The sequence below is a fragment of the Marinobacterium aestuariivivens genome (assembly GCF_042661465.1).
GTDB classification, from domain to species: Bacteria; Pseudomonadota; Gammaproteobacteria; order Pseudomonadales; family Balneatricaceae; genus Marinobacterium_A; species Marinobacterium_A aestuariivivens.
In genome coordinates this window covers 4,100,467-4,126,325 of sequence record NZ_JBHSWE010000001.1, presented here as the reverse complement: position 1 = coordinate 4,126,325, position 25,859 = coordinate 4,100,467, and the positions used below count along the sequence as shown (strand labels likewise).

At 65.0% G+C, this 25,859-nt stretch carries 23 protein-coding genes and 4 pseudogenes; 14 read left to right on the top strand and 13 right to left on the bottom strand.

The annotated features are described in order from the left end of the window. Nucleotides 1-5: 5 nt before the first annotated feature. From ACFQDL_RS21540 to ACFQDL_RS21525, 4 genes are read right to left on the bottom strand one after another with little or no spacing between them, the layout of a single operon-like run. A complete protein-coding gene (locus ACFQDL_RS21540) occupies nucleotides 6-629 on the bottom strand; it encodes an ATP-binding cassette domain-containing protein (RefSeq protein WP_379910804.1) in 624 nt (207 codons plus the stop codon). A 2-nt stretch (nucleotides 630-631) separates the two neighbouring features. After that, nucleotides 632-1,450, bottom strand: a complete 819-nt coding sequence (locus ACFQDL_RS21535) for an ATP-binding cassette domain-containing protein (protein ID WP_379910803.1) — start codon at nucleotides 1,448-1,450, stop codon at nucleotides 632-634. Further along, on the bottom strand, nucleotides 1,447-2,247 hold the full coding sequence (locus ACFQDL_RS21530) for an ABC transporter permease (protein ID WP_379910802.1): 801 nt from the start codon (nucleotides 2,245-2,247) through the stop codon (nucleotides 1,447-1,449). The genes ACFQDL_RS21535 and ACFQDL_RS21530 overlap by 4 nt, the downstream gene beginning before the upstream one ends. A 19-nt stretch (nucleotides 2,248-2,266) precedes the next feature. Continuing rightward, a complete protein-coding gene (locus ACFQDL_RS21525; protein WP_379910801.1) occupies nucleotides 2,267-4,705 on the bottom strand; it encodes an ABC transporter substrate-binding protein in 2,439 nt (812 codons plus the stop codon). A 248-nt stretch (nucleotides 4,706-4,953) separates the two neighbouring features. On the opposite strand from ACFQDL_RS21525, the pseudogene xthA reads away from it, so the two are divergent. Beyond that, nucleotides 4,954-5,768: pseudogene (gene xthA / locus ACFQDL_RS21520) on the top strand (exodeoxyribonuclease III). Nucleotides 5,769-5,808: 40 nt separating this feature from the next. Here xthA and ACFQDL_RS21515 read toward each other — a convergent pair. Together ACFQDL_RS21515 and ACFQDL_RS21510 are read right to left on the bottom strand one after the other, a co-directional pair. Next, complete coding sequence (locus ACFQDL_RS21515; RefSeq protein ID WP_379910800.1) at nucleotides 5,809-6,015, bottom strand: universal stress protein; 207 nt, start codon at nucleotides 6,013-6,015, stop codon at nucleotides 5,809-5,811. Then, entirely contained in the window at nucleotides 6,003-6,743 is a 741-nt protein-coding gene (locus ACFQDL_RS21510; RefSeq protein ID WP_379910799.1) for a universal stress protein, read from the bottom strand. The genes ACFQDL_RS21515 and ACFQDL_RS21510 overlap by 13 nt, the downstream gene beginning before the upstream one ends. 154 nt (nucleotides 6,744-6,897) lie before the next feature. Here ACFQDL_RS21510 and ACFQDL_RS21505 point away from each other — a divergent pair, with 154 nt between their 5' ends. The 3 genes from ACFQDL_RS21505 to ACFQDL_RS21495 all read left to right on the top strand — a co-directional run bounded on the left by ACFQDL_RS21505 (nucleotide 6,898) and on the right by ACFQDL_RS21495 (nucleotide 9,304). After that, on the top strand, nucleotides 6,898-8,169 hold the full coding sequence (locus tag ACFQDL_RS21505; protein ID WP_379910798.1) for a GGDEF domain-containing protein: 1,272 nt from the start codon (nucleotides 6,898-6,900) through the stop codon (nucleotides 8,167-8,169). A gap of 70 nt (nucleotides 8,170-8,239) precedes the next feature. After that, nucleotides 8,240-8,830 (top strand): DUF5610 domain-containing protein, encoded by a 591-nt coding sequence (locus ACFQDL_RS21500; RefSeq protein ID WP_379910797.1) that lies wholly within the window; start codon nucleotides 8,240-8,242, stop codon nucleotides 8,828-8,830. 192 nt (nucleotides 8,831-9,022) lie between these two features. Further along, nucleotides 9,023-9,304: an ArsR/SmtB family transcription factor gene (locus ACFQDL_RS21495; protein WP_379913241.1), complete on the top strand. Its 282-nt coding sequence runs from the start codon at nucleotides 9,023-9,025 to the stop codon at nucleotides 9,302-9,304. A gap of 9 nt (nucleotides 9,305-9,313) precedes the next feature. Here ACFQDL_RS21495 and ACFQDL_RS21490 read toward each other — a convergent pair whose 3' ends face one another. The 3 genes and pseudogenes from ACFQDL_RS21490 to ACFQDL_RS21480 form a co-directional block, all read right to left on the bottom strand. Next, a complete protein-coding gene (locus ACFQDL_RS21490; protein WP_379913239.1) occupies nucleotides 9,314-9,619 on the bottom strand; it encodes an MGMT family protein in 306 nt (101 codons plus the stop codon). 54 nt (nucleotides 9,620-9,673) lie between these two features. Next, nucleotides 9,674-10,891 carry a GNAT family N-acetyltransferase gene (locus ACFQDL_RS21485; protein WP_379910796.1) on the bottom strand — a complete coding sequence of 406 codons (1,218 nt, stop codon included), beginning with the start codon at nucleotides 10,889-10,891 and terminating at the stop codon, nucleotides 9,674-9,676. A gap of 698 nt (nucleotides 10,892-11,589) precedes the next feature. After that, nucleotides 11,590-12,204, bottom strand: a pseudogene (locus ACFQDL_RS21480) (CoA-binding protein); the annotation flags it as partial. Nucleotides 12,205-12,635: 431 nt separating this feature from the next. Between ACFQDL_RS21480 and ACFQDL_RS21475 the strand changes: the two are divergent. Then, the gene (locus ACFQDL_RS21475; RefSeq protein ID WP_379910795.1) at nucleotides 12,636-13,343 is read left to right on the top strand and encodes a hypothetical protein; all 708 of its coding nucleotides are present in this window, start codon (nucleotides 12,636-12,638) and stop codon (nucleotides 13,341-13,343) included. A 188-nt stretch (nucleotides 13,344-13,531) separates the two neighbouring features. Continuing rightward, nucleotides 13,532-13,738 (top strand): PA3496 family putative envelope integrity protein, encoded by a 207-nt coding sequence (locus tag ACFQDL_RS21470; protein WP_379910794.1) that lies wholly within the window; start codon nucleotides 13,532-13,534, stop codon nucleotides 13,736-13,738. Nucleotides 13,739-13,865: 127 nt separating this feature from the next. On the opposite strand, the gene ACFQDL_RS21465 is transcribed toward ACFQDL_RS21470, so the two are convergent. Next, nucleotides 13,866-14,084, bottom strand: coding sequence for a hypothetical protein (locus tag ACFQDL_RS21465; RefSeq protein WP_379910793.1), 219 nt, complete (start codon nucleotides 14,082-14,084; stop codon nucleotides 13,866-13,868). A gap of 356 nt (nucleotides 14,085-14,440) precedes the next feature. On the opposite strand from ACFQDL_RS21465, the gene ACFQDL_RS21460 reads away from it, so the two are divergent. The 7 genes and pseudogenes from ACFQDL_RS21460 to ACFQDL_RS21430 all read left to right on the top strand — a co-directional run bounded on the left by ACFQDL_RS21460 (nucleotide 14,441) and on the right by ACFQDL_RS21430 (nucleotide 20,980). After that, complete coding sequence (locus ACFQDL_RS21460; protein ID WP_379910792.1) at nucleotides 14,441-14,644, top strand: PA3496 family putative envelope integrity protein; 204 nt, start codon at nucleotides 14,441-14,443, stop codon at nucleotides 14,642-14,644. Nucleotides 14,645-14,980: 336 nt separating this feature from the next. Beyond that, complete coding sequence (locus tag ACFQDL_RS21455; RefSeq protein WP_379910791.1) at nucleotides 14,981-16,018, top strand: nucleoid-associated protein; 1,038 nt, start codon at nucleotides 14,981-14,983, stop codon at nucleotides 16,016-16,018. 203 nt (nucleotides 16,019-16,221) lie between these two features. Further along, nucleotides 16,222-18,149 (top strand): annotated as a pseudogene (locus tag ACFQDL_RS21450) (N-acetylglutaminylglutamine amidotransferase). 11 nt (nucleotides 18,150-18,160) lie between these two features. After that, entirely contained in the window at nucleotides 18,161-18,373 is a 213-nt protein-coding gene (locus ACFQDL_RS21445; protein ID WP_379910790.1) for a hypothetical protein, read from the top strand. After that, nucleotides 18,346-19,080: a GNAT family N-acetyltransferase gene (locus ACFQDL_RS21440; protein ID WP_379910789.1), complete on the top strand. Its 735-nt coding sequence runs from the start codon at nucleotides 18,346-18,348 to the stop codon at nucleotides 19,078-19,080. Before ACFQDL_RS21445 ends, ACFQDL_RS21440 begins: the two co-directional genes overlap by 28 nt. Further along, complete coding sequence (locus ACFQDL_RS21435; protein ID WP_379910788.1) at nucleotides 19,053-19,871, top strand: ATP-grasp domain-containing protein; 819 nt, start codon at nucleotides 19,053-19,055, stop codon at nucleotides 19,869-19,871. Before ACFQDL_RS21440 ends, ACFQDL_RS21435 begins: the two co-directional genes overlap by 28 nt. A gap of 128 nt (nucleotides 19,872-19,999) precedes the next feature. Then, nucleotides 20,000-20,980, top strand: coding sequence for an osmoprotectant NAGGN system M42 family peptidase (locus tag ACFQDL_RS21430; RefSeq protein WP_379910787.1), 981 nt, complete (start codon nucleotides 20,000-20,002; stop codon nucleotides 20,978-20,980). A 116-nt stretch (nucleotides 20,981-21,096) separates the two neighbouring features. Here the strand turns inward: ACFQDL_RS21430 and ACFQDL_RS21425 are convergent, their stop codons facing one another. Both ACFQDL_RS21425 and trhO read right to left on the bottom strand, forming a co-directional pair. Continuing rightward, a complete protein-coding gene (locus ACFQDL_RS21425; RefSeq protein WP_379910786.1) occupies nucleotides 21,097-22,020 on the bottom strand; it encodes a zinc metalloprotease HtpX in 924 nt (307 codons plus the stop codon). Between the two features lie 90 nt (nucleotides 22,021-22,110). Further along, nucleotides 22,111-23,093, bottom strand: a pseudogene (gene trhO, locus ACFQDL_RS21420) (oxygen-dependent tRNA uridine(34) hydroxylase TrhO). 687 nt (nucleotides 23,094-23,780) lie between these two features. On the opposite strand from trhO, the gene hisC reads away from it, so the two are divergent. Beyond that, nucleotides 23,781-24,851 carry a histidinol-phosphate transaminase gene (gene hisC / locus ACFQDL_RS21415; RefSeq protein WP_379910785.1) on the top strand — a complete coding sequence of 357 codons (1,071 nt, stop codon included), beginning with the start codon at nucleotides 23,781-23,783 and terminating at the stop codon, nucleotides 24,849-24,851. 15 nt (nucleotides 24,852-24,866) lie between these two features. Here hisC and ACFQDL_RS21410 read toward each other — a convergent pair whose 3' ends face one another. Then, complete coding sequence (locus ACFQDL_RS21410) at nucleotides 24,867-25,841, bottom strand: MBL fold metallo-hydrolase (RefSeq protein WP_379910784.1); 975 nt, start codon at nucleotides 25,839-25,841, stop codon at nucleotides 24,867-24,869. Between the last annotated feature and the right edge of the window lie 18 nt (nucleotides 25,842-25,859).

The window sequence follows — 25,859 nt, the reverse complement described above, 5'->3', positions numbered from 1 at the left end:
AACTGTCATGCCATAAGCGGCCGCGCCGCCAGCGCCGGCGTCGCATCGCCGGCATCATGGCCAAGGCTGATGCACCGATGCGCGGTCCTTTCGATCAGCGCCCTGTCATGGCTGACCAGCACCACCGCACACCCCTGCTGCCGGGCCAGGTCGACCAGCAGCTCGATCACCTCCTGCTGGGTAACGGGATCCAGTCGCGACGTCGGCTCATCGGCGAACAGCAGCACCGGGTCGAGCAGCATGACACGCAGAATCGCCAGACGCTGCAGCTCGCCGCCGGACACCTCGCCCGGCCTGCGCGCCAACAGGCCGGGCGACAGGCGCAGCCGCTCCATCAAGGGTGCGATGCGCCTGCCGTCGAGGCGATGACGCCTGACCAGGTCGTCGATGACCCGGCCGAGCACAACGCTGCGGGGGAAGGCACTGGGCGGGTCCTGAAACACCTTCTGCAGGGCATGGGGACGCTGCACCCTGACCTCCACGTGCCCGCTGTCGGGCGAGTGCAGGCCCAGCAGCACGTCCCCCAGCGTGGACTTGCCGCAACCGCTGGGACCGGTGATGCCGAGGATCTCGCCGGCCGCTATCTGCAGCGACAGTCCCTCGAACAGGCACTGCCCACCCCGCGACACCCTCAGGTTCCGGGCCTCGAGCAACGGCGGCGCCGCTGCCGGAGCTGCCGCCGCCGGGGGCCAGCGCCGCGGGTCGGCCGCCACGAAACGCCGGCCATAGTCGCTGCCGGGTGCCTCCAGGAAGGCCGCGGTGCCGCTCCGCTCGACCAGCTTACCGTGGCGGATGACGAGCACCTCGTCCCCAGGCGCTGCGCCAGCGCCAGATCGTGGGTGATGACCAGCAACGAGCCGCCGGCGGCCACCTCGCGCAGCAGCAGCCCGGCCACCTCATCGCGGCGGGCCGCATCGAGCCCCTTGGTCGGCTCGTCGGCCAGCAGGATGCGCGCGCCACCGGCACGCGCCGCGGCGAAAGCCGCCCGCTGCGCCATGCCGCCCGACAGCTGATGCGGGTATCGGCGTTGCGCTCCGGCCAGCCCCAGGGCCGCGAGATCGGTCTGTGCCGCCTCTGTTGCCGCCCGGCCACCCAGCCCCCTCACCAGCCGGTGCGTCTCGGCGACCTGCGGCTGCACCCGCATCAGCGGATCGAGCGACAGCCAGGGCTCCTGCGGCAGCAGCGCCACAGCCCGTCCCCACAGGGATCGGAACGTCTGCGGCTGCGAGGCGCTGAAAACGGCATCGCCGAGACAGATGCGCCCGCTCGCCGTCAGCCCTTCAGGCAGCGTGCCGATGATCGCCTGGCTCAGCAGACTCTTGCCGGAGCCGGTTTCGCCCAGCACGACCAGCGGCCGGCCCGGCTCAAGCCGGAAACTGACGGGCTCGAGCAGGTTACGCCCCCGGGCGTCGACGACGCTGATATCGCTGGCAGTCAGTACCGCTGTCATGGCTTGCGCCCTCCTGCAACAAGGTTGAGTCCCAGCAACACCAGGAAGATCGCGATCACCGGCTGCAGCAGCGCCGCCGGCGCTTCGCGCCAGTAGGGCAGCAGCTCGACCATCATCAGCCCGAGCTCCGGCGTCGGCGCCCGCATGCCGACACTGACGAAACCGAGAGCCGCGACCGTCATGATGGCCGTCACGCCACCGAAGGCGCCGGCGGTCAGCAGTACCGGCGCGATCTCGGGCCACAGGTGCCGGCGGAAGATGTAGAAAGGCCCGAACCCCAGCAGGCCCGAGGCCTTAACACCGGGGCTCGCCACCAGGCTGCGACAGCTGGCGCGGGTCAGGCGGAAAAACTCGATCCAGAGCACCAGGCCAAGGCCGACGGCCAGCGCCAGCGGCTTGACCGGCAACATGGCCAGCACCAGGAGCACCAGCAACAACCCTGGCAGCGCCTGGATGCTGTCCGCGATCAGCACCAGCACCCGGTCGATCCAGCCACCGCGCCAGGCAGCCAGCACACCGAGCAGCATGCCGAAGGTGAAGGCGCAAACGACGGCCGCCAGCGCGATCAGCAGCGACAGCCTCAGCGCCCCGGCCAGGCGCTGGATCATCGACCGGCCGAGATGATCATAGCCGAAGGGCGCCGCAGCCTCGGGGGCGCCGAGCGCATCGAGCAGCGACTGGGCATAGGGGTCGCCCGGCACCAGCCAGGGCACCAGCCAGGCAAAGCCCGCCACCGCCGTCAGCAGCAATCCTCCCAACAGCCGGGACCAGGACCAGCGCCCCCGGTATGACAGCATGCGAACGGCTCCATCCGATTCATGCTCTGCCTCCCCGGGGATCGAGCCTGCGCACGACCCCGTCGATCGATGCATTGACCAGCACGAAGCCCAGCCCCAGCACCAGGGCCGTCCCCTGCACCATCGGCACATCGCGGCCGAAGATCGCATGAACCAGGGCATGGCCGATACCCGGCCAGCCGAAGATGCTTTCGACCACGACGACCCCTTCGACCAGGGCAACGAACTGCAACCCCAGACAGGTGACCAGCGGCACCGCGATATTGCGCAGTCCGTGGCGCAGCAACACCTGTTGATCGCTCAAGCCCTTGTGCCGGGCGAAGGCATAGAAGGGCGCCTCGGCCACGGCGGCCATCGCATCCCGGGCGATCCGCGCCGACAGTGCCGCCAGGCCGAGGGCCAGCGTCAGCGCCGGCAGGATGAAGTGGCCGACCTCGCCATGGCCGGCCGCCGGCAGCCAGCGCAGCTCGACCGATACGACGACGATCAGCAGCAGCCCGAGCAGGAACTGCGGTGTCGCCCGCAGGGCGGATGAGAGCACCAGCAGAGCGCGGTCGATCGCGCCGCCGGGTCTGAGCCCGGCGATGACGCCGAGCGGCGGACCGATCAGCAGCGACAACAGCAGCGCGACGGCCGCGAGCTGGAGGGTCGCACCGAGCTGATGCAGGATCTCGTCCAGCACCGGCTGCCCGCTGACGAGGGAGTTGCCGAAGTCGAGTCGCGCCATCTCACCCAGCCAGTGCCAGAGCGCAGACGGCCCCGCCCCTTCGAGCCCGAGCTCCTCGCGCACCAGCCGTGCCGCATCGGCATCGACCTGGTCATAGCCGTAACGGTGCGCGGCAATGCGCCAGGCCATATCGCCGGGCAGCGCCCGCATCATGACGAAGGTCGAGACACCGATGAACAGTGCGACCAGCAGTGCCTGGAGCAATCGATAACCGATAATCGCCATACCGTCAGTTCCTCCAGCGCAGTCCGGCGAGACCGAAATCGCGCTCGAACGGGTCGATCGCGGCCCCTCCAGGGCGCGGGATACCGCGACGGTCTGCTGGTACCAGGCCACCGGAATCACCGGCAGCTCCTGCTGCAGGATCGCGACCGCCTCCAGCCGGCTGTCAGCGCCGCCCTCGCCCCGGGCCAGGTCGCGGATCAGACCCTCGAAGCGGTCATGCCGCCAGCCCATGGCGCCCCAGTCGCCGGCCGGAGCATAATCCTGCAGCAGGGTGCCGACCGGATCCGGTACCAGCGCGAAGTTGCGCGCGAACAGGGCCAGCTCGAGGGTTCCGTTCTGATGCCCCTCGGGGATCGCCGACGAATTGGTCGAATTGATCGCCACCTCGACCCCGACCTGGCGCCAGAGCTGCTCGAGCACCGCGGCAACCAGCGGCAGCTCGGGGCGGTCGGGGTAGGTGGTGAGCTGCAGTGAAAAGCGTTCGCCGTCCCGATGCAGAATGCCGTCCGCACCGGGCTGCCAGCCCAGTTCGTGCAGCAGCGCCTTCGCCGCCTCGCGATCATGCTGCAGCGGCGCCGCCTCCGGATCGTGCCAGTCAGCCATACTCGGCGGCAGCAGCTGGTTGGCGGCGGCCGGGTAACGCAGCACGGCCTTGGCGAGCCCCTCGCGGTCGATGGCCAGGCTCAGGGCGCGTCGTGCCCGGACATCGGCAAGGTAGGGGTGGCCGGCGTTCAGCTTGACGATCAGCGCGCGGGGAATCGGCGTGGACAGCAGTTCCAGCCTGTCGCGGCCGGCCAGTCGTGCCCGGCTGGCCGGATCCAGATTGAACACGTATTCGGCAGCGCCGCTTTCGGCCATCAGCGCCCGGCTCTCGACCCGGCCGACCGCCCGGTAGCTCACCTGGCCGATCCGGGCCGGCGCACCCCAGTAGTCGTCGAAGCGCTCGGCTTCGAGTCGCAGCGGCGGGGTCATTTCCGTCACCCGGTAGGGTCCGGTACCGATCACGGCGACCACCCGGTCGTCCTGGCCATAGGCCGCCGGCGCGAGGATCTGCGCCCGGTATTCGGACAGGAAGGCCGGCAGGGCGGCCAGCGGCTCGGACAGCCGTACGACCACCGCCATCCCGTCAGCTTCGATGCTTTCAATCGGCGCCTTGTCGAGCAGCCCGGGCTTGCTTCGGGCGACCCGTAACGCCCGGGCGGCGGCATCCGCCGTCAACGGACTGCCGTCGTGGAAGCGCACGCCGGGGCGCACATCGAAGCGCCAGACCCGCCCATCCGGTGATACCGACCAGCCGGTCGCAAGCCCCGGTTCGAGGCGGCCGTCAGAATCGGCATCGACCAGGGTTTCGGCGATGCCCATGCGCTGAAATATCGAGCCGGACAGCGCCGGATCGGCGCCCTTGATCTCGAAAGGTGCCGCCACATCGAGTGAGCGGTCGGCATCCGCCTGGACCGGCTGGACCAGAGCCAGACAAAGTAGTGCTGCTAACGCGAGAGTTTTCATTATTCGCCACACCAGAAAGTTAACGTTATGTCATAACAAAACAAGAATGACGCGCTTTATATCATGTAATAATATAACATTTCAATTGATACCCCCTTGCGATCCCGCTTCGATAAGGCCCGGTCCAGCACCCCCGACGCCGCCGCGGCATCTGTTCCGAACCCGAACGCGCCGCCATCAGGCGGAAACGACAGTCCCCGGGTGGCGTGCTAAACTCCCGCCCTTTGTCACCAGGAGGGCACCGGGACATGAAACTGGTCTCGTTCAACACCAACGGAATTCGCGCGCGCCTGCATCAGCTCGAAGCGCTGATCGCCGCCCATCAGCCGGATGTCATCGGCATCCAGGAGACCAAGGTCACCGACGAGGAGTTTCCGGTCGCGGCGATCGAAGCGCTGGGCTACCAGGTGGCCTACCACGGCCAGAAAGGGCATTACGGCGTCTGCCTGATCTCGAAAGAGCCCCGGCGGCGCTGCAGAAGGGCTTCCTCGACGATGACGGCGATGCCCAGAAGCGGTTGATCATCGGCCGCTATCCCGGCAGCAGCGGTGAGCTGGTCACGGTCATCAACGGCTACTTCCCCCAGGGCGAGAACATCGCCCACGCGGTCAAGTTCCCGGCCAAGCGCAAGTTCTACGCCGACCTGCTTGCACACCTGCAGCAACACTGCGACCCGACGGAGCCGCTGGTGGTGATGGGCGACCTCAATATCTCACCGGAAGATATCGATATCGGCATCGGCGAGCCCAACCGCAAGCGCTGGCTGCGCGACGGCAAAACCAGCTTCCAGCCGGAGGAGCGGGAATGGCTGCAGCGCCTCAAGGACTGGGGACTGGTCGATACCTATCGCCTGATACGCCCCGGCGACGACGCGCATTTCAGCTGGTTCGACTATCGCAGCCGCGGCTTCGAACGCGAACCGAAACGGGGCCTGCGTATCGACACCATTCTCGCGACCACGGCACTGGGCGAGCGCTGTACCGACGCCGGTATCGATTACGAGATCCGCGGCATGGAAAAACCGTCGGACCACGCCCCGGTCTGGGCGACGTTCGATATTTGAAGGTTAGACGTGACGCGTAACCTGTACCGCGTCACCCTGCTTACGGCTTCACCGGGCTGACGAAGCCCGGCTGCTTGATCACCAGGATGTCGCACGCCAGCTCGTCGAGCACCCGCTCGACGGTGCTGCCGAGCAGCAGGCGATCGATAAAACCGCGGGCCACCGAGCCCATCACCATGACGTCGATGTCCTGCTCCTGGGCGAAACGGGGCAGCGTCACGTGGCTCTCCCCTTTCAGCAGGTGCACCTGCTCCCCTCCGGATCCATGAACGGCTCCAGCAGCCGTCGCAACGCGACCTGATGCTGCTGCGAGACCCGCTTCTGCAGCGCTTCATAATCGGTGACCACATGCTCGTCGAAGATCGCCGACTGCGGCAGCGTCTGGTAGCTGTGCACCGCATGAAGGCTGCCACCGGCATGTTCGCTCAGCCAGGCCGCCTGCTGCAGCAGATGGCGATCCAGCGCCCCGGAGTTGTCGCCCTCGTGGAAAGGGTCGACACAGGCGGCAATGCGAGGAGCCTGGTGCCAGCGGTGATCCTTGACCAGCAACAGCGGCAGGGCGCAATCGCGCAGCAGTTGCCAGTCGTGGTGCGCCAGCAGGTAGTGCCCCAACCGGCTGTGCCTGGCGACCTGATGGATCACCAGGTCGGGTTCGTAACGCAGTGCCTTGCGGATCACCCCTTCCGAGTGATGCCGGTCCCAGGCCACATCGACGCCGACACTGAAGCCGCGTCCCTCCAAAGTCTCGGCAATGCGATCCAGTTTGGATTCGATCTGCCGCAGGTAGGCATGCTGGGCATGCAGTCCGGCCTCCTTGTCGAACAGCCAGGCATTGCGCAGTGCCAGGTTGAAGCAGCAGCAGAACAGCTCGATCGCAGCGCCGGTACGCTCGGCCAGCCAGGCCGCCTTGTCGAGCGCCTGGTCGTTGCCATGCTGCTCTTCGAGATTGACGAGGATCTTGTTTAGCGGCGTCATAGCGTCTCCCGGGGACAGCCCCTTTCTTGACCCGAACGAATCCGGCGACGGCAACGCACCGCCGCCGACTCGGAAAAACCGGCACCCCGCGCTCCCCGAACAGCGGGCAGTCTGCTAGGATCAGCAGGTTCCTGATGCTAAGGATAGTGCCCCCGTGCCCGTTGAACTGCTTCGCATGCTGTTTATGCCGCTGCTGCTGCTCGCCGGCGGGGTCCTGTTGCAGGGCAGCCTGGTCGATCTCGGCCCGCAACTGCAACTCCTGCTTGCGGTGCTGCCGTACCTGCTCGGTGGCGCCAACCTGCTGCTGGGCTATCTGTTCAACCAGAGCCGGTTGCTGCTTTCGACGCTCAACCTGCTTGCCGCCTACCTGCTGATCCAGCTCTGCCTGCAGACACCGCTGGCCCGGCCCGACAATTTCGTCCTGTTCAGCCTGCTGACACTGCAGCTGCCAGTCAGCCAGCTGCTGATCTGCCTGGCACCCGAACGGGGTCTGCGCAATCGTCGCCGACTGCTGCCGCAGCTGATCCCGCTGGCGCTCTACCCGATACTCTGGCTGCTCTGGCAACAGCAACTGCTCGGCCCCTGGCTGAGCAGGCTGCCGGCGGCGATGCTCGAGCTGCAGGTCGCAGGTCACTATCTCAGCGAAGGCAGTGCCCTGCTCTGCGCCCTGACCCTGCTGCTCAGCGCGACCGTGCTCTATTTTCGTCGCAGCCGCAGCGATGGGGCCCTGTTCGGTGTTCTGCTGGCACTGCCGGCACTCTTCTACGGGTTCGACCGGCCGCAGATCTCGCCGCTGCTCTTTACCGCCATGCAGCTGATGCTGAGCCAGGCGCTGATCCTTCATTCGCACCAGCTGGCCTTCGTCGACGAACTGACCGGCATACCGGCCCGGAGGGCATTGCAGGAGCAGCTCGCCAGCCTGGGCCGGCGCTACACCCTCGCGATGATGGATATCGATCACTTCAAGCAGTTCAACGACCGTTACGGCCATGATGCCGGCGACCAGGTATTGCGCCTGGTGGCGTCACAGCTTCGACGCGTCGGCGGCGGCGGCCGGGTATTCCGCTACGGCGGCGAGGAGTTCACGGTGCTGTTCCGGGGCAAGGGCGAGAGCGAGGCACTGCCCCATCTTGAACAGCTGCGCGAGGCGATCGCACAGTATCCGCTGCAGATCCGCCAGCCGAACCGCCCCGATAACGCCAAATCCGGGCGCCAGCAGCGCCGCGCCCGAAACGCGGACAAACCGGTGCAGGTGACCGTCAGTATCGGGCTGTGCGAACGCAGTCCGACCTGCCCGGATGCCGACGCGGTGATGCAGCAGGCGGACAAGGCCCTCTATGCGGCCAAGCGCGCAGGACGCAATCGCACCCTGGCCAGCCAGCGCCTGGGACGACGGGTACGACACGGCCAGTCGGACTTTGCATGAACAGTTTTCATTCACCTTTGCCGCCATGCTGCCGTTAAAATGCCCAACTGTTCCCCCATGGAGCTCAACGATGGAGATCAAACCCAATTTCGGTCAGCAGGTGTCGCAGCTGGCCCGCTCGGATCAGCGCCCGGCTGGCGGCATCGGCAAAGAGGTGTCGGCCGAGGCCCGAAGCGACAAGGACTTCGGGACCTCGAGCAGAGACCAGCAGAACCGGGCCATTCTCGATGCCTCCCTGCAGGTCAGCATCTCCAGCGGCAACAGGTCGATGGAGCTGCTGTACCGGGCGGCCATCGACAGGATCAACGAAGTGCTGACCGGAAAACTCGGGGGCGAGGCGCTGCAGACGAGCCTTGATCAGGGCCTGGATGTCAGCCCCGAAGCCACGGCCGGTCGCATCGTCTCCCTGACCACCGCCTTCCTGCCGCAGTATCTCGAGCAGCATCCGGAGCTGGCCGAAGATGAAGGCCGCGCCCGCTTCACCGAGCTGATCCGGGGCGGCATCCAGCAGGGCTTCGACGAGGCGCGGGAGCTGCTCGACGGCCTGGGGGTTTTGCAGGGCGATATCGCCGACAACATCGATCGCACCTGGGAGCTGGTGCAACAGGGTCTCGACGCCTTCATGAATCCCGAGACGGGCACCGGGGAGGCTCCCGCCTGAACCCCGGCACGGCCTGGCCTGAGCCGCACGCCAGCCCCGCTCATCCGGCCGGCGGCCAGAGCCATACATTAGCAAATTGCGATCTAAACAGCGGTGGCGTAGAATTGCGCTGAACGCTATACCCAGAACAGGAGCACTTTCTTGCCAGCACAGGCCCCGACCCTCGACACCCGCACGCCGTCCCTGGCCGACATGAAAGCCAACGCCGCCCAGGCCGCCCGGTTAATGCGCGCCCTGAGCAACGAGCACCGCCTGCTGATCCTCTGCTACCTGCAGGGCCGGGAACTGTCGGTCGGTGAACTGAACCAGAGCCTCGACCTCAGCCAGTCGGCCCTGTCGCAGCACCTGGCGGTGCTGCGCAACGATGGCCTGGTCCGCACCCGGCGCGAGTCCCAGACCATTTACTACTCGCTGGACGGCGACCGGGCTACACGCGTCATCGAGACGCTGCACGACCTCTATTGCGGCGGCTGATCCCCGGCTTCAGGCACCGTCCCAGAGAAAAGAACGCAACGGCACCCGGCCGCGGATAAAACAGACGCCTTCGGCCTCGAGTCGCCGGCGCTGCTGCAGGGCGCCGTCGCTGCCCGCCGGCAGCGATATCTCGCCACGGGCATTGAGCACCCGATGCCAGGGCAGCCCCGAGTCTTTCGGCAAGCGGCTTAGCACCCGCCCCACCAGCCGCGCCCGGCGCGGCAGTCCCGCCAGGAGCGCCACCTGGCCGTAGCTGCATACCCGCCCCGGCGGTATCAATGCCACCACCTGCCAGATCCGCTCTGCATCGCTCAGGCCCCGGGCCCGGCCGTCATGCCAACCTGCTGTCGCATTCCGTCCATTCCCGCCTCACTGCTGCAACCGGTACATCTGCCACTCTTCGGTCGGTTCGTTGAGCATCATCTTCATGTCGACCACGTCTTCCTCGGCATTGAAACGGGTACTGAATCCCAGCTTGCGGGCCAGTCCCTGCATGCCCTTGTTGCTCGGCAGTGTCGAGCCGTAGAGCTGCAGGGTACCGCGCCTGCGGCAATAGTCGATGATTTTCTGCATCAGTATCACGCCCAGACCCTCGCCCTGGAGGTCGTCCCGAATCACGATCGAAAACTCGCTGCGCACGTTGTCCGCATCGGTTACCGCACGCACCACACCGAGGGTTTCGTTGCCCGGCAAGCCATCGAGCCGCGGTGCCGATACGATAAAGGCCATCTCCCGGTCATAATCGATCTGGGTCCAGGTCGCCAGCTCCTGGTGGGTCGGCACACCGCGGCTGTAAAAATAGCGCAGCCGGATCGACTCCGGGCTCAGGTGCCTGTAGAACTCGAGATGATCCGGCTCGTCCTCGCCACGAATCGCGCGCACCACGGCAGGCCTGCCCGAACGGCGCAGCCGGATCGACTCGCTCAGGTGTTCGGGATAGGGCGAGATCGCCAGGCAGGCGGGTGGGCCGATCGACACCGCCAGATCCACCGCCAGCAGACCGCGCTTGTTGAGCAACAGCGGATTGATCTCGAGCCCGGTCAGTTGCGGCAGATCCACCACCATTTCAGACAGCTTGATCAGCAGTTCGCAGAGCTGCTCGATATCACGCTCCACCTGGTAACTGTTCTCGCTGATGATTTCGCAGACACGGGAGCTGCGGACCAGCGCCTGGGCCAGTGCCAGATTCAGCGGCGGCAGCATCAGCTGGCGATCGGCCAGTACGTCCACGGCATAGCCGCCGGCTCCGAACAGCAGCAGCGGACCGAAAGTAGGATCCCGCGTTACCCCGACATTGATCTGCAGCGACTGAAAACCGCGTTTCATCTGCTGCACGCAGAAGCCCATGATCTGATCGTCGGAGAAACGCTCCCGCACCCGGTACTCGAGCCGGGTGGTGGCATGCTTGACCTCGTTGATCGAGTAGAGATCGAGCGCCAGATCCCGCCAGCGCTGCCGGCCCCTGTCGTCGTAGCTGAACGGGTAGACGTTTTCGCTGTGAAGCGCGCGCACCGCCACCGAGCCTCCGAGGCGCTTGGCGATATCGACGACCCCCTCGACACTGTCGGCATAGTAGCTGTGGGCCACGGGGATATCGTAAAGATCGAGCAGCTCGCAGGCCTCGGCATGACGCAGGTAATCGCGCCCTCCTCCCGAGCCGCCTCGACCAGCGCGCGCGCGCGCAGATGGTTCTGGCTGTTCTGCTCCAGATAGGGCGCCGGCGTCTGGCGCATCACCTCCTGGTTGCGCCTGTACTCGACCATCTGCATGAAGGCATCGACCGCCTCCTCCGGCGTGATGAAGGTCGCGATTCCGGCCGTATTGAAACGGTTGCGTGCGGCGATCGCGGTGGCCCGACCCATCCAGCAGGTCAGCACGTTGCGCGGGGTCTTGCGGGCCGCCTCGATGACCGCCTCGGCGGTTTCGACACCGGGCGCAGGCCAGGTCGGCGCATGGATCACCAGCACCGCATCCACGCCCGGATCCCGTGTCAGCAGGCGCACCGCCTCGGCAAAACGGGCGGGCGTGGCATCGGCATTGAGATCCACGGGATTGCGCTGATTCCAGAAACCCGGCAGCAGAGCCGCCAGGGCTTCGCGGGTCTCGTCCGCGAGTTGCGCCAACTGCCCGCGACTCCTGAGCAAACGGTCGGTCGCCAGCGCATTGGGCCCCATGCCGTTGCAGACAATCGCCAGACGCTCGCCGCGCATCGGCTTCATGCGCGACAGCGTCTCCAGCGCGTTGAACAGCTGGTCCGAGCTCTCGACGCGCAACACCCCGGCACGGCGCAGCGCAGCATCATAGACCAGGTCCTCGTCATGGACGCCCGGCGCAAGCACCGTATGGTGCTGGTCGTCCTGCACGATATCGGATTTGAGCACCAGCACCAGCTTGTTGCGCGAGGCCGCCCGCACCGCGGAAAGAAAGTCCCTTGCCCGCCCCGTCATCCGGTCCAGCTGCAGCAGTATGGCATGGGTATAGGGATCCTTGGCGAGATAGTCGATGATCGCCGGCATGCCGACATCGACACTGTCACCCAGGGTCAGAAAGTGGGAAAAACCGATCTCCTGGCCATTGGCCCAGTCGATCATCGCCGTACCGATCAGTCCCGACTGACCGACGTAGGCCACCTTGCCCATGCGGATATTGACATGGGCATAGCTGGCATTCATCTGCGACCCCGGCACCAGCAGCCCCATGCAATCGGGACCCAGGATACGGATGCCATAGGGGCGTGCCGCATCGAGCACCTCTTCATGCAACGAGCGCTCGGTCTTGCTGTCACGGATCGAGAGACCGCCGGTCAGGATCAGCGCTGCCCTGACCATGTGTGCACCGAGCTTGCGGATGATATCGGCCACGGTATGGGGCGGCGAGCAGATGATGGCGAGATCCGGCATGCTCGGCAGCTCGCTGACGCTCTTGACGCAGGGTACGCCATGGACCTGGCTGTACCCTGGGCATTGACCGCGATCAGTTCACCCGGGAAGCCGCCGGCGCGCAGATTCTGCAGCACGGCACCACCCATGCTGTCGGCCCGCTCGGACGCCCCGAATACGGCAATGGAATCGGGCTTGAAAAATCGCTTGAGGTATTGGGTCGACACTCGGCACTTCCTGTTCTGACTGAACGCACACCCCGGGATCCGTCGGCTTCGATGCAGGATACCCCGCTCCGGGTTCAGACGGATGATGGCTAATTCTAGGCCATATCGCAGCCGCAACATTAATGGGGATCAAAACAACGCCTTCGGCCGCGACTGTCAAATGCCGCCGACTGCCTTACAATACCGTCTGACGGACTACAGAAACACTCACCAAGGACTCTTTCCATGCGTCTGCCCATTGCGCTACTGCTGCTCGGCCTGCTGGCCGGCTGTGCCGGCACCCCTCCACCGACCGCACCCGAGCCCGTGCCCGCGCCGGCACCTGCCGAACCGCCCCAGCGCGAAACGCGGATTCATCCGGACCCGGTGGATCCGCAGCTGGACTCGATCATGACCGGCGACGAGGAACTGGCCCGCGCCTTTCTCGAAAGCTACTACCGCCAGGCGCTGTACGATAGCCGCCACGCCGAAATCCTGGCACGGGACTATACCTACCTCGGCAGCCACTGGTCGCCCAAGCGGGACCGGCTGATGATGCTGTTCCGCAACGACCGCGGCGACAGCGGCTTCGTGGCCTGGAGCCTCAGCGGCCATACCACCGCCACGTCGCTGCGCCTGGAAGACTCGAAGCTGGGCCGCCATTTTGCGCTGGTACTGCGCCCGGCACGCCTGTGCTTCGCCATCGATGCAGGCAGGCCTCCGACCTGGCTCGGCGGACGCTGGGTATACGATCCCCAGCGACCGGGTTCGTTCGAGTGCAACGGACTGACCAATCGATCGGCATTCCGTGCCGGAACCCGGCTTCCGGCACTACTGGGAGCCTACTATTCCGAGGGCGACACGGTACTGCTGTACGACTCGCGACAGCAGCGCGACGAAGCTGCCGGCATTCTCGCCCGGCTTTTTCAAGGCCTCGGTTTCAGCCCCCGCTGAGCCGCCCCACATCCCCCTGCCGATTCATCCGCAGGGGAATGCGGCAAGCATCAGGATCTGTTCCATAATAATGGGGTAACAGGCGCCGACCGGCCCCTTTCCGGTACTGGCCGCCGCTCGCACGAGCCCCTTGCGAAACCGCGGGCCTCACTATGTTTGCATTCGGATCAGATATCGAGAGCAGTGTCATGAGCAAGAAACACAAGAGCCAGGACCTCACCGACGAAGACGATATCGTGGATTGGGACTCGGAACCGATTATTGAAGACGAGGACAAGCCCAAACGCAAAACCATCGACCCCGCCGCCCGACGCAGGATCGAGCAGCTGCTCGAAGAGCGCGCGCTGAAACAGCAGATACGCGACGTCTTCGATGATGACTATCTGGACTACTGAGCGCTGCACTTTCGAGCGACCGGCCAGCGGGCTTTTCAGGAGCACTCAAGGGCTTTCGGACAGGAATGGCGCTTGTGGCCGGCCCCCTTGATCCGGTATTTTGATGCCGGGGGCGTGGCGCATGCGCTCAGGCTCGTCGGGCGGGAGGCAGCAAGGACTCGGGAAGGACGGCATCGACGCCCAGCAGGTAGATATGTTCCGTGGTGAACTCGAAGCAGCTGCCGCAGAGGCTGCAACGGTAGAGATCACCCTCGGCACCCTGCCCCTTGTAGACCAGAGCGTCGTGGGGCCGGGTCTCGAAGGCTGAGTCGATGAGTCTTTTACAGTGGCTGCATATCCCTGTCATGGCGGGCTTCCTGTACTGCGAGGGCGCATTCTATCCCCTCGCCACTGCCTGGCCCAAGACATGGAACTCGAAAAATTTTCATCTAGTGCCACCGCCTGCCCAATGCCATGTCAAAGCCCTGCCCACAACCACCCGACCGCTCTGCAGGCCGCCTGGCTGCTGCGGTTGCGCCCGATGGAAAAAAATATCGACGAGTCCGGAAAATTCTCTTTACCAGGGCTTCGAAGCTGCTATATATTCGCCGAAAAGAGGCGCAGCGGACTGTCAACCCCCAGCCGGTCCGCCTCGATACGTTTTCAACCGGCGGTCCGTCCTTGACCGCCTGATAGCAACCTGAGATGTGAGAACGAGAGCCGATGGGCACCAAGATTCGTGTCGATCAAGTCCCCATGGACGATATCGAGGACTGGGACGAAGAGTTTGATGAAAAAGACGGCGGCAACCGCGTCAAAAAAGTCAGCTACAACAGCAAGAAGCGCCGCCAGATAGAAGAGCGCATGGAAGAACGGTTGCTGGCGCGCCAGATCAGCAGCGGATATGACGAAAATTATTTCGACTGAGCAGATGGCTTCGGGCGGTGTCCGGAGCCTGTTGTCTTATAGCCGCCGGCACCGCGGCTGCCGTCACGCATAAGCTGCATACAAAAAGTCTGTTTTCAAAAAACGCTGGAAAAATTCTGACCTTCCGGTCTAAGCTTAAGCGGCACGGATGTAGTACGGGAATTGAAGATCAGGCCCTCTCCAGCGAGTATCCTTCCGCTTCAATCGATCGTTTTCCGTGTCCTCTCTTCCTGCTCCGACGCCGGGCATCCATCCGCCGACCCGGCAGTCGCGACTCGCGCCGCGCCATGCCTTTGACGTAAAATCATGCGGTCCCAAATCCGCGTTGGAAGTGTCATGGAACTGAAAAAAATCGAGATCCGAGCCCTCAGCCGGGCAGCCGGCGACCGTCGCGAGCTGGATCCAGCCAGCCCCTGCGTACAACAGCTGTTCGAAGCGGTCAGTGGCAGCTTCGGGCGCCGCTCGGCCCTGACCCATGGCGCCTTCGGTGAAGAAAGCCTGCAGGAACACCCCTTTGCCGGCGCACTGCTGGCGATGACCGGCGCCCTCGACGAGGCAGACCTCGGCAACCTCGCGGATGTCGCCCTGTCACGGCTGCTCGAAAGCGCCTCAGCGGAGCAACCGGACGATGAACAGGACAGCCAACTGGTATGCCTGCTATACCAGAGCGACCGCTACCATTATCTGCTGCTGGCCCTGCTGGAGCACGAAACCCGCCTCGGGCTCGACGCCACGCTGCAACCGGTCGAAACCCGGATTCTGGCGGCCGAGCGCCTGGTTCAGGCGCTGCGGGTCAACCTGACCCGGCTGGAGCGTGGGCAGGACAGCTACCTGAGCTTCGTGCCCGGCAAGCGCAACGGCAGTGTCGGCCAGGACTTCCCCGGCGCGTTCGGCTGCAGCGAAGCCGTACCGGCCAGCCATTGCACCCGCGAACTGATCCGCGCCACCCGCGACTACTGCAACCAGCGTCAGCTGCACGAACGCAAGGACGAGGTGGTCGAAGATGTGGTCAGCTACCTCGAGCGCCAGCGCGAAGACAAGCAGCACGCCTCGCTGAACGAGATCGAGCGGCTGTTCGATGCCTATATCCCGCCGGAACAGGCCGAATCCTCCGGTACCACCTTCGGCCAGTTCGCCAATACCGAACCCTATCAGGTAACGCAGGAGTTCCAGCCCCACAGCGGTACCCTCAGAGCCCTGGGCAAGGTCAAGACCAAGTCGGACAACTGGCAACTGGATTTTGCCCGCCGCTCCCTGGGCCCGAAGGAATCCGACCGCGACATCCTGTTCGACGAAGAGGGCCAGACCCTGACCCTGCGCCGCCTGCCCACCCGCGTTATCCAGACCATACGCGAAGCGCTGGAACAGGAATAACCCGCCTCGCCGCCCTTCTGTCGAAGCGGTGGCGGTCCGCCAGGACCGCCACCGCGGCTCTCCCCTTCGAAACCCGTCCAGCAGCGCACGCCGTTGCCAGCGACCGCGCCTTTTCATCACGAATGTTAAAAACTTGCCTTTATTAACAATAACTTCAAGAAAAAATGGCATAACCGGAAAAGGTGGCGTCTTTTGCGACTTCAATGGTGCTATGTTATTTTGAACACGAAATAATAATCGCGCCCTGGACTTACATGGAATCCGATAGAGGCACCTCCGTACAACAACCAGGCAGGCACACCCCCTCCCCGACGCCCCCTGCGGCGCCTTCATACCTGAATCGACGAGAGCCTGACTTTATGTGTGGTATCTGCGGCGAAATCCGTTTTGACCAAACCCCGGCCGACCTGTCGGCGGTCTCCCGAATGAATGACAACCTGGCCCCGCGCGGACCCGACGGCGCCGGCCTGTTCCAGATGAACAATCTCGCGGTCGGTCACCGACGCCTGAAGATCATCGACCTGAGCGAGCATGCCCAGCAGCCGATGGTCGACAACGACCTCGGGCTCGGCATCGTCTTCAACGGCTGCATCTACAACTACCGCGCACTGCGCAGCGAACTCGAGGGGATGGGCTACCGCTTCTTCTCCCACGGCGATACCGAGGTGATCCTCAAGGCGTTCCATGCCTGGGATACCGACTGCGTGCAACATCTGCAGGGCATGTTCGCCTTTACCGTCTGGCACCGTGACAGCGGGCGCGTCGTCATGGCCCGCGACCGCCTCGGCATCAAGCCGCTCTATTACAGCGAGCAGGGTCCGCGCCTGCGCTTCGCCTCGACCCTGCCGGCGCTGCTGGCCGGCGGCGATATCGACAAGACCCTGGACCCGGTGGCACTGCACCACTATTTCAGCTTCCACGCCGTGGTACCGGCGCCCCGCACCCTGCTGACCGGCGTACGCAAACTGGCACCGGCCAGTATCCGCGAATACGACGCCAGCGGCCGGGCACGGGAACACAGCTACTGGGCGCCGTCCTACGAACGCCGGGACGAGGACAGGCACCTGGGCTTCGAGGACTGGAAAGAGCGGGTGCTCGACCAGCTGCGGCTGTCCGTCAAGCGTCGCCTGGAGGCAGACGTGCCGGTCGGCGTACTGCTCTCCGGCGGCCTCGACTCGAGCCTGATCGTCGGCCTGCTGGCCGAACAGGGCCAGCAGAATCTCAACACCTTCTCGGTCGGTTTCGAAACCGTCGGCAGCGAGATCGGCGACGAATTCAAATACTCGGACCTGATCGCCGACCACTTCGGCACCGAGCACCATCAGCTGTTCGTCGACAGCAGCCGCCTGCTGCCGTCGCTTCAGGAATGCGTGCGGGCGATGAGCGAACCGATGGTCAGCCACGACGTGATCGGCTTCTTTCTGCTGTCGCAGAAGGTCGCCGAGCACGTCAAGGTGGTCCAGAGCGGCCAGGGCGCCGACGAGGTGTTCGGCGGCTACCACTGGTACCCGCCGCTGGCCACCAGCCAGGATCCGGTGAGCGACTATGCCCGCGTTTTCTGCGACCGCGACCAGGCAGGCATGGCCCGCCTGCTGAGCCCCGAGTGGCTGTCCGAGGACTACAGTCGCCAGTTCATCGAGTCCCACTTCGCGCAGCCCGGCGCCGCCACGGCGATCGACAAGGCGCTGCGCCTCGACAGCCACATCATGCTGGTCGACGATCCGGTCAAGCGGGTCGACAACATGACCATGGCCTGGGCCTCGAGGCCCGCGTGCCCTTCCTCGACCACGAGCTGGTCGAGCTCGCGGCCCGCATCCCGCCCGAACACAAGGTACGCGAAGACGGCAAGTACGTGCTCAAGGAAGCGGCGCGTGCGGTGATACCGGCGGGCGTCATAGACCGGCCCAAGGGCTATTTCCCGGTACCGGCACTGAAGTACATCCGCGGCGAATACCTCGAGTTCGTGCAGCAGATTCTGAATCGGCAGGCTGCCCGGGATCGCGGACTCGTCCGGCCGGAATACCTCCGAACGCTGCTCGAGGCGCCGGAGGACCACATCACACCACTGCGCGGCTCCAAGCTCTGGCAGGTCGCACTGCTCGAGTTCTGGCTGCAGACCCACGGCATTTGAGGCAGACCGACATGACCCAGGAGCCCCTGCACCCCATGACCCTGGACAACAGCGAGCCCAACCCCGGCGACCTGCCGAGACACAACGCCATCGTCGACTGTGGCTGGGGGCGCCTGCTGTTCGCCCATACCTTCAACAGCCCCGAAGAGCTGCTCGCCGCCATGCGCGAGGAAGCCCTGGCAAGCGGGACATCGCGATGTACGTCACGGATCCCCATATCATGATCTCGCTGGCGCCGCAGGAGCTGTTTCTCGATCCCTCGCACGCCTTCCGGCTGAAGCTGGACGATTACCGCCCCGCCACGGATCCGCATCGGGGATTTCGCACCCGCCATGTGGAAACGGCCGAGGACGCCGAAGAGGTTCACAACCTCTATCGCCGCCGCCAGATGGTGCCGCCGCCGGCCGACTTCGTGCTGGCCAGCCGCGACAACCATGGCCTCTGCTACCTCGTGGCCGAGGACGAGCATTCGGGCCGCATCATCGGTGCCGTCACCGGCGTCGATCATGTCAGCGCCTTCGGCGACCCCCAGGGCGGCTCCAGCCTCTGGGCCCTGGCCGTCGACGCCCAGGCGGAATATCCCGGGGTCGGCGAAACCCTGACACGACAGCTCGCGGAGCACTTCAAGGCGCTGGACCGGCACTATATGGACCTGTCGGTGATGCACGACAACCGCCATGCCATCCGCCTCTACCGCAAGCTCGGCTTCAAGCGCATCGACACCTTCGCGCTGAAATACAAGAACGCCTTCAACGAGCCGCTGTTCATCGGCGAGCCGCCGGAAGAGGCACTCAACCCCTACGCCAAGCTGATCGTGCGCGAGGCCCAGCGCCGGGGCATCGGCGTGCGGGTACTGGATGCCGAGGAGGGGTATTTCGAACTGCACCTGGGGGACGCAGCCTGGTGTGCCGCGAGTCCCTCAGCGAGCTGACCCATGCCGTGGCCATGAGCCGCTGCGACAACAAGGTCGTCACCCAGCGGATCCTGCGCCAGGCGGGCCTGCGGGTCCCGGAGCAGCTGCGTCTGCGCGAGGACAGCGCGCCGGCGGACGATTTCCTCACCCGCCACGGTTCCGTGGTGGTCAAACCCGTGCGGGGCGAGCAGGGCCAGGGGATCAGCGTCGACGTGCGCCAGCACCAGGCGCTGCACGATGCCATCGAAGCGGCACGGCATTATTGCGAGGACGTCATCGTCGAGGCGTTCGTCGAGGGCCAGGACCTGCGTATCATCGTCATCGGCTTCGAGGTGGTTGCCGCCGCGGTACGCCGGCCGCCCGTCATTACCGGTACCGGCAGCGACAGCATCCGTGCGCTGATCGACAAGCAGAGCCGACGCCGCCAGGCCGCGACCGGCGGCGAGAGCCGGATCCCCCTCGACGGCGAGACCCTGCGCTGCGTCGACGAAGCCGGTTATCAGCTCGACGACACCCTGCCCTACGGCAAGAAGCTGCAGGTGCGCCGCACGGCCAACCTGCACACCGGCGGCACCATCCATGATGTCACGGCGAAACTGCACCCGACCCTGAAAGCGGCGGCGATACGCGCGGCCGAGGCCATCGACATACCGGTAACCGGGCTCGACTTCCTGGTACCGGATGTCGCGGGGCCCGACTACGTCATCATCGAAGCCAACGAGCGGCCGGGCCTGGCCAACCACGAGCCCCAGCCGACAGCGGAGCGCTTTATCGACCTGCTTTTCCCGCAAACCATTGCGAGGCCCTGATATGGAACCCTTGAAGATCGATCAGGAATACACCCTGGAACTGCTGTTGCGGCTGCTGCACACGCCGTCGCCGAGCGGCTATACCGACCGCGTCGTGCACTTGGTGTGCGAAGAGCTCGAGAGCCTGGGTGTCGAGATGGAGATCACCCGCCGCGGCGCCATCCGCGCCTCGCTGCCGGGCAAGAAAAAGTCCGGACCGCGCGCTGGTGGCCCATATCGATACGCTTGGTGCCATGGTCAAGGGGCTCAAGCCCAACGGCCGGCTCGAGGTGGTGGCGGTGGGGCACTGGAACGCCCGCTTCGCCGAAGGCGCGCGCTGCACCCTGTTTTCCGACGACCGCCAGTTTCGCGGCACCCTGCTGCCGCTGAAAGCCTCCGGCCATACCTTTGGTCCGGAGATCGACAATCAGCCCTGCAGCTGGGACCATATCGAGCTGCGCCTGGACGAGATCGCCTACTCGCTGGACGACCTGCTCCGGCTCGGTATCCATGTCGGCGACTTTGTCGCCATCGACTCCGGTGCCGAGATCACGCCGAACGGCTTCATCAACTCGCGACACCTGGACGACAAGGCCGGTGCGGCGGTGCTGCTCGGTGCCATCAAGGCCGTCAAGGAGAGCAACGTCAGGTTGCCGGTTGACCTCCATCCGCTGTTCACCATCTCCGAGGAGATCGGTAGCGGCGCCTCGGCGGCACTACACCAGGACGTGGCCGAAATGCTCACGATCGACAACGGCACCACGGCACCGGGTCAGAACTCCAGCGAGTTCGGCGTCACCATCGCCATGGCGGATATGGTCGGCCCCTTCGACTACCACCTGACCCACCGCCTGATCCAGCTGTGCAAGGAGTTCGGCATCCCGCATCAGCGCGACATCTTCCGCTACTACCGCTCCGACAGCGCCGCCGCCATCGAGGCCGGCAACGACCTGCGCACCGCCCTGATCACCTTCGGCATCGACGCTTCCCATGGCTGGGAGCGTATCCACTGGAACGCCCTGGAATCCCTCGGCCAGCTGCTGACGGTCTATATGCAGAGCCCGCCGCTGTTCCCGCGCGACCGCCAGGACATGGGCCCGCGCGCAGGCTTCCCGACCCTGCCGGCCTGACGGTAATAGCACAGCCGCACAACCTTGTAGGCGCCTCGCCCCGAGGCGAACAAATTCGGCACGGGGGTTATTCCCACCGGGGCGGCGGCTCCAACCGCCAAGATGAAGCCCACTCGTTAACGGCGATGGAAAAGATCGGTGCCGGAACCTCTCCCGCCCGGCCCGTCCTCGGGAAAGAGGGGCGCACGGCGCGCCCGCGCCTGGGCGAGCAATCGACGGATCCGCTCATCGGTCGGCGGGTGGCTGCGCAGCAGCGACGGCGCGCTGTCGGGCTTTCGGCGCCAGATCAGGCGCCGCAGCCAGTGACCCTCCTGCCACTCCAGCTTCTGCAGCGCGCGGGCCAGTGCGCCGGGATCTCCGGTCAGCTCACAGGCATCGAGGTCGGCCCGGTATTCCCGCGAACGGGACAGCGCCAGTTGCAGCAGCGCACTGATCACCGGTGCCAGTATCAACAGCGCAACACCGGTAAAGGACACCGCGACCAGCCCGAACAGCCAGAGGGGAATGCACAGCAGAAGCAACAGCTGCGCCAGCATCGACAGCATCTGGGTGATGCGCGTCACCGTGTCGGCCAGCGTCATCAGACGGATATCGTGATTGCGGATATGACTGATCTCGTGGGCCAGCACACCGGCCAGCTCGGGATAATCGAGCAGGCGAAACAGGCCGTCGCTGAGCGCGATCGACGCCCGCCGGCCATCGCCGACGGTAAAGGCGTTGGGCACCGTCCCGGGCAGCCAGAACAGCTGCGGTGGCTGCTCCAGCCCGGCACGCCCCGCCAGCTGCCTGACCAGGCGGTTCAGCTCCGGCGCCTGGCCGGGCCTCAGCGGCCGCGCGCCAGCGCCTCTGAGCATCCATTCCACCGGCATCCGTGGCGCAAAAAGCAACACCATACCCAGCGATACCAGCGCCAGCCACCAAGCGGTCTCGCCCAGCAGCAACCAGGCACTGAGCGCCAGAATCAGCGACATGGCCCCCACCAGCAGCAGGGTCTGCAACCGGTTGTTCCAGCGATGGCGCCTGGCGCTGCGTGCCTTCATCAGCCACTTCCTGTCGTTGGACTCACCGCCCTCCTTGTGAGGACCTTACCTCTATGACCGACGAGAGCACCCGAAAATTGCATCCGACTTTTAGCCCTGCTGCCGGACCTGCTCCTCGCGCTGACGCTTTTTCAGTGCCCGCCGCCGTTCGATGGCGTCGGCCGCATCGGCACCCAGATGGGCTTCGCCGCGCTGACGCGCGAGCCGTACCTGCAACTCGCGCTGCTCGAAACGCTGGCGCTGCTCCGACGACAGCCTGTCGAAGCAATGCGGGCAACTGACACCCGCCATATAGCGGGCGCTGGCCATATCCTCGGCGGTTATCGGCATACGGCAGGCGTGGCACTGTTCGTAGGAACCCTTTTCCAGTGCGTGGTTGACCGACACGCGGTTGTCGAACACGAAGCACTCGCCCTGCCAGAGCGACTCTTCCTCGGGTACCTCTTCAAGGTACTTCAGAATACCGCCCTCCAGATGATAAACCTCGTCGAACCCCTGTTCCTTGAGGTAGGCGGTCGATTTCTCGCAGCGGATACCGCCAGTACAGAACATCGCCACCTTGCTGTGCCGCGCGGGGTCCAGCTTCTCTTTCACATAAGCCGGAAACTCGCGGAAGGTTTCGGTCTGTGGATTGACCGCACGCCTGAAAGTGCCGATCTGCACCTCGTAGTCGTTGCGGGTATCGACGACCAGCACGTCCGGATCGGCGATCAGGGCGTTCCAATCGCGGGGTTTTACATAGGTGCCGACCACCTGTCGGGGATCGATTCCCTCGACCCCCATGGTGACGATCTCCTTCTTGAGCTTCACCTTGGTGCGATAGAAAGGCATCTCGTCGGTCAGCGACTCCTTCCAGGACAGTTCGGCAAGCCGGTCGTCGGCACGCAGCCAGTCCAGCAGTGCATCGATCGACTGGCGCGAGCCGGCCACGGTGCCGTTGATCCCCTCATGGGCGAGCAGCAGGGTGCCGCGCACCCCTTCCTCTCCATCACATCCAGCAGGGGCTGGCGAATCTCCTCGTAGTTTTCGAGGGTCACGAACTTGTACAGCGCACACACAACGGTCTGGGACATGGTCATTCCATCTTGCGGTCCGGGTCGCAAACCCGGAGCAGGGTTGAACAGGCCGGCGATTATAGCAGAAAGACCAGGCCTTCAGGCGGTCAGGGCGATGCCCCGATAACGGTGGACTGCCGCTATCCTCATTGACGGGTTGCGCGATGTGGTTCCTCGTAGGTTGGGTGGAGCGGCGAAGCTGCGCAACCCAACAAAACCCGCTGCCAGCCGACACCATTCGATCTGCAAAACGATCGATATGATGGGTTGCGCGATGCCCGTAACTTGCAGAAGGCAGCTAATGCATTGCAGACGCATCGCTCCCCCATCCTACAAACTGTCAACGGGAGACTGTTCACTCAACCGCCTGAACTTTCAGCCGCCGACGCGTTCTGATTATACGGGTCTGCGCCACCCCGCCAGGGGCGGGGCCGATCCGGACCAGCCGGCGCCCCCGGTGCCTGTGGGACGTCGGCTGCCCTTTCTGCCGTCAACGTGAATCGTCGCCCCCCTGCCATTTTTCGGCCTTCTGCACGCTACCGCTTTAGATAACGGTATAAATCCTCATCAAGACCCGGCCGTCCGATCCGCCGCGCAAGAACCCGCCCGAGCCTCTGCTCAGAGGTCTGCCTAGGCGCGCAAGGTGGCGATCTGCTATTCTTGCTGCCTTCCCGCTTCTTCAACCTACTTTACGAAGCCATCGCAATGAGCAAGTACTGGAGTGACGCCATCCGGCAGCTGGTGCCCTATGTACCGGGCGAGCAGCCGAAGGAACAGCAGATCGTCAAGCTGAACACCAACGAAAACCCCTACCCGCCCTCGCCGAAGGTGATGCAGGCGCTGCAGTCGTTCGACCTCGAACGCCTGCGCCTGTACCCGGACCCGGATGCCGGCCGGCTGAAGCAGGCACTCGCGGACCACCATGGCGTCAGCCGTGACCGGGTCTTCGTCGGCAACGGCTCCGACGAAGTCCTGGCCCACAGCTTCATGGCGTTCTTTCGTCAGCCACAGCCTCTGCTGATGCCGGACATCAGCTACAGCTTCTACGACGTCTACTGCAACCTGTACGGCATCGAGCATCGCAGGATCCCGCTGCGCGACGACTTCAGCATCGCGCTGGAGGACTACGACCAGGGCAACGGCGGCATCATCTTCGCCAACCCCAATGCACCAACCGGACGCGCCCTGGACCTCGACCAGATCGAGCGGCTGCTGAAACGCAACACCGAGTCCCTGGTGCTGGTGGACGAAGCCTATGTCGATTTCGGTGCCGAAAGCGCCGTAAGCCTCACCGGGCGTTACGACAATCTGCTGGTGGTGCAGACCTTTTCGAAGTCCCGCTCCCTGGCCGGGTTGCGCATCGGCTTCGCGATCGGCCACCCGGCGCTGATCGAAGGGCTGGAGCGGGTCAAGAACAGCTTCAATTCCTATCCGCTGGACATGCTGGCGATCAGCGCCGGCGTCGCGGCGATCGAGGACGATGCCTATTTCCGCGATACCACGGCGCGTATCGTCGCCACCCGGGACTGGACGACCGGCGAGCTCGAAGCCCTGGGCTTCAGGGTAGTGCCGTCGCGCACCAACTTCCTGTTCGCCAGCCACCGCTACCTCGAGGCCGCCGAACTGATGGGCTACCTGCGCGCCAACGGTCTGCTGGTGCGCCACTTCAGCCGCCCGCTGATCGACAATCACCTGCGCATCAGCATCGGTACCGACGCGGAGATGCAGCAGCTGGTCCGCACCCTGGAGACGCATCCGGACATCGTCCGCCTCTGATTTGAAAAAGGCCGCTCAACGCAGCAGGTTCGAGTGCTGCAGGCGGCCGTTGCGATCCAGTTCGAAGCAGTCGTAGTCCTCCGCCAGCCAGAGGTCGCCGCTGTAACGCTCCCGGGCTTCCTGCTCGAGGCGGGCCAGCGGCAGCCCGCGGCCCCCTCCCTTCTGATAACGCGGACTGAAATGGGTCAGGACCAGGTGGGGCAGCCCCCGCCGTTCGGCAAAGGCCGCGACGCGCGCGGCACTGCTGTGCATCGGCTCCGGCCCGATACGGACCCGTATCTCCTCGTCATAGGTCGCTTCATGGACCAGCAGGTCGGCGTCGCTACAGGCTTCGCCCAGCAGATCGGGACAGTCGTTGTCGCCGCCGACGACCACCGAGCGGGCACGCCAGGCGGGCCTGGTGTAGTCCGCGCCGTCGACGCACAGACCATCGGGCAGCTGTACCGATTCGCCCCGCTGCAGCGCACCCCAGAGCGGCCCCCGCGGAATGCCGTCCCGCTCCAGCCGCCCGCTGAGCAGGCGCAGCGGAACAGACGCTTCGACGAAACGGAACGCAAAACTCGGCACCCGGTGCGACAGCGGCCAGGCGGATATCCCGAAGCCGCCTATCTCCAGGCCCGCCGGCACCCGGTCAACGTCGAGAAAGTGAAGTGGAAAATCGAGATGCAGCGCGGTACTGGCGATCACGCCCTGCAGATAGTCCCACAGCGAAGCCGGACCGATCAGGCTGAGCGGCGCGGTGCGGCCGTTGAGCTGGGCCGAGGCCAGCAGCCCGGGCAGCCCGTAACAGTGATCGCCATGTACATGACTGATGCAGATCGCCTGCAGCCGCTGGGTCGACAGCGGCGTGCGCAGCAGCCGGTGCTGGGTGCCTTCGCCGCAGTCGACCAGAATCCAGTCGCGGCCTCCGCGCAGCGACAGCGCCAGCCCGGACACGTTGCGGCGGCGGGTCGGTGTACCCGACGAAGTACCAAGAAAGATCAGTTGCATAACGGGCCTGAACAAGGC

Coding starts and splice junctions, on each gene's coding strand:
- ACFQDL_RS21535 (WP_379910803.1), bottom strand. CDS start 1,450: ATGACAGCGGTACTGACTGCCAGCGATATCAGCGTCGTCGACGCCCGG.
- ACFQDL_RS21530 (WP_379910802.1), bottom strand. CDS start 2,247: ATGCTGTCATACCGGGGGCGCTGGTCCTGGTCCCGGCTGTTGGGAGGA.
- ACFQDL_RS21525 (WP_379910801.1), bottom strand. CDS start 4,705: ATGAAAACTCTCGCGTTAGCAGCACTACTTTGTCTGGCTCTGGTCCAG.
- ACFQDL_RS21510 (WP_379910799.1), bottom strand. CDS start 6,743: ATGACGCCGCTAAACAAGATCCTCGTCAATCTCGAAGAGCAGCATGGC.
- ACFQDL_RS21500 (WP_379910797.1), top strand. CDS start 8,240: ATGGAGATCAAACCCAATTTCGGTCAGCAGGTGTCGCAGCTGGCCCGC.
- ACFQDL_RS21495 (WP_379913241.1), top strand. CDS start 9,023: ATGAAAGCCAACGCCGCCCAGGCCGCCCGGTTAATGCGCGCCCTGAGC.
- ACFQDL_RS21475 (WP_379910795.1), top strand. CDS start 12,636: ATGCGTCTGCCCATTGCGCTACTGCTGCTCGGCCTGCTGGCCGGCTGT.
- ACFQDL_RS21470 (WP_379910794.1), top strand. CDS start 13,532: ATGAGCAAGAAACACAAGAGCCAGGACCTCACCGACGAAGACGATATC.
- ACFQDL_RS21465 (WP_379910793.1), bottom strand. CDS start 14,084: ATGACAGGGATATGCAGCCACTGTAAAAGACTCATCGACTCAGCCTTC.
- ACFQDL_RS21460 (WP_379910792.1), top strand. CDS start 14,441: ATGGGCACCAAGATTCGTGTCGATCAAGTCCCCATGGACGATATCGAG.
- ACFQDL_RS21455 (WP_379910791.1), top strand. CDS start 14,981: ATGGAACTGAAAAAAATCGAGATCCGAGCCCTCAGCCGGGCAGCCGGC.
- ACFQDL_RS21445 (WP_379910790.1), top strand. CDS start 18,161: ATGACCCAGGAGCCCCTGCACCCCATGACCCTGGACAACAGCGAGCCC.
- ACFQDL_RS21440 (WP_379910789.1), top strand. CDS start 18,346: ATGTACGTCACGGATCCCCATATCATGATCTCGCTGGCGCCGCAGGAG.
- ACFQDL_RS21425 (WP_379910786.1), bottom strand. CDS start 22,020: ATGAAGGCACGCAGCGCCAGGCGCCATCGCTGGAACAACCGGTTGCAG.
- hisC (WP_379910785.1), top strand. CDS start 23,781: ATGAGCAAGTACTGGAGTGACGCCATCCGGCAGCTGGTGCCCTATGTA.
- ACFQDL_RS21410 (WP_379910784.1), bottom strand. CDS start 25,841: ATGCAACTGATCTTTCTTGGTACTTCGTCGGGTACACCGACCCGCCGC.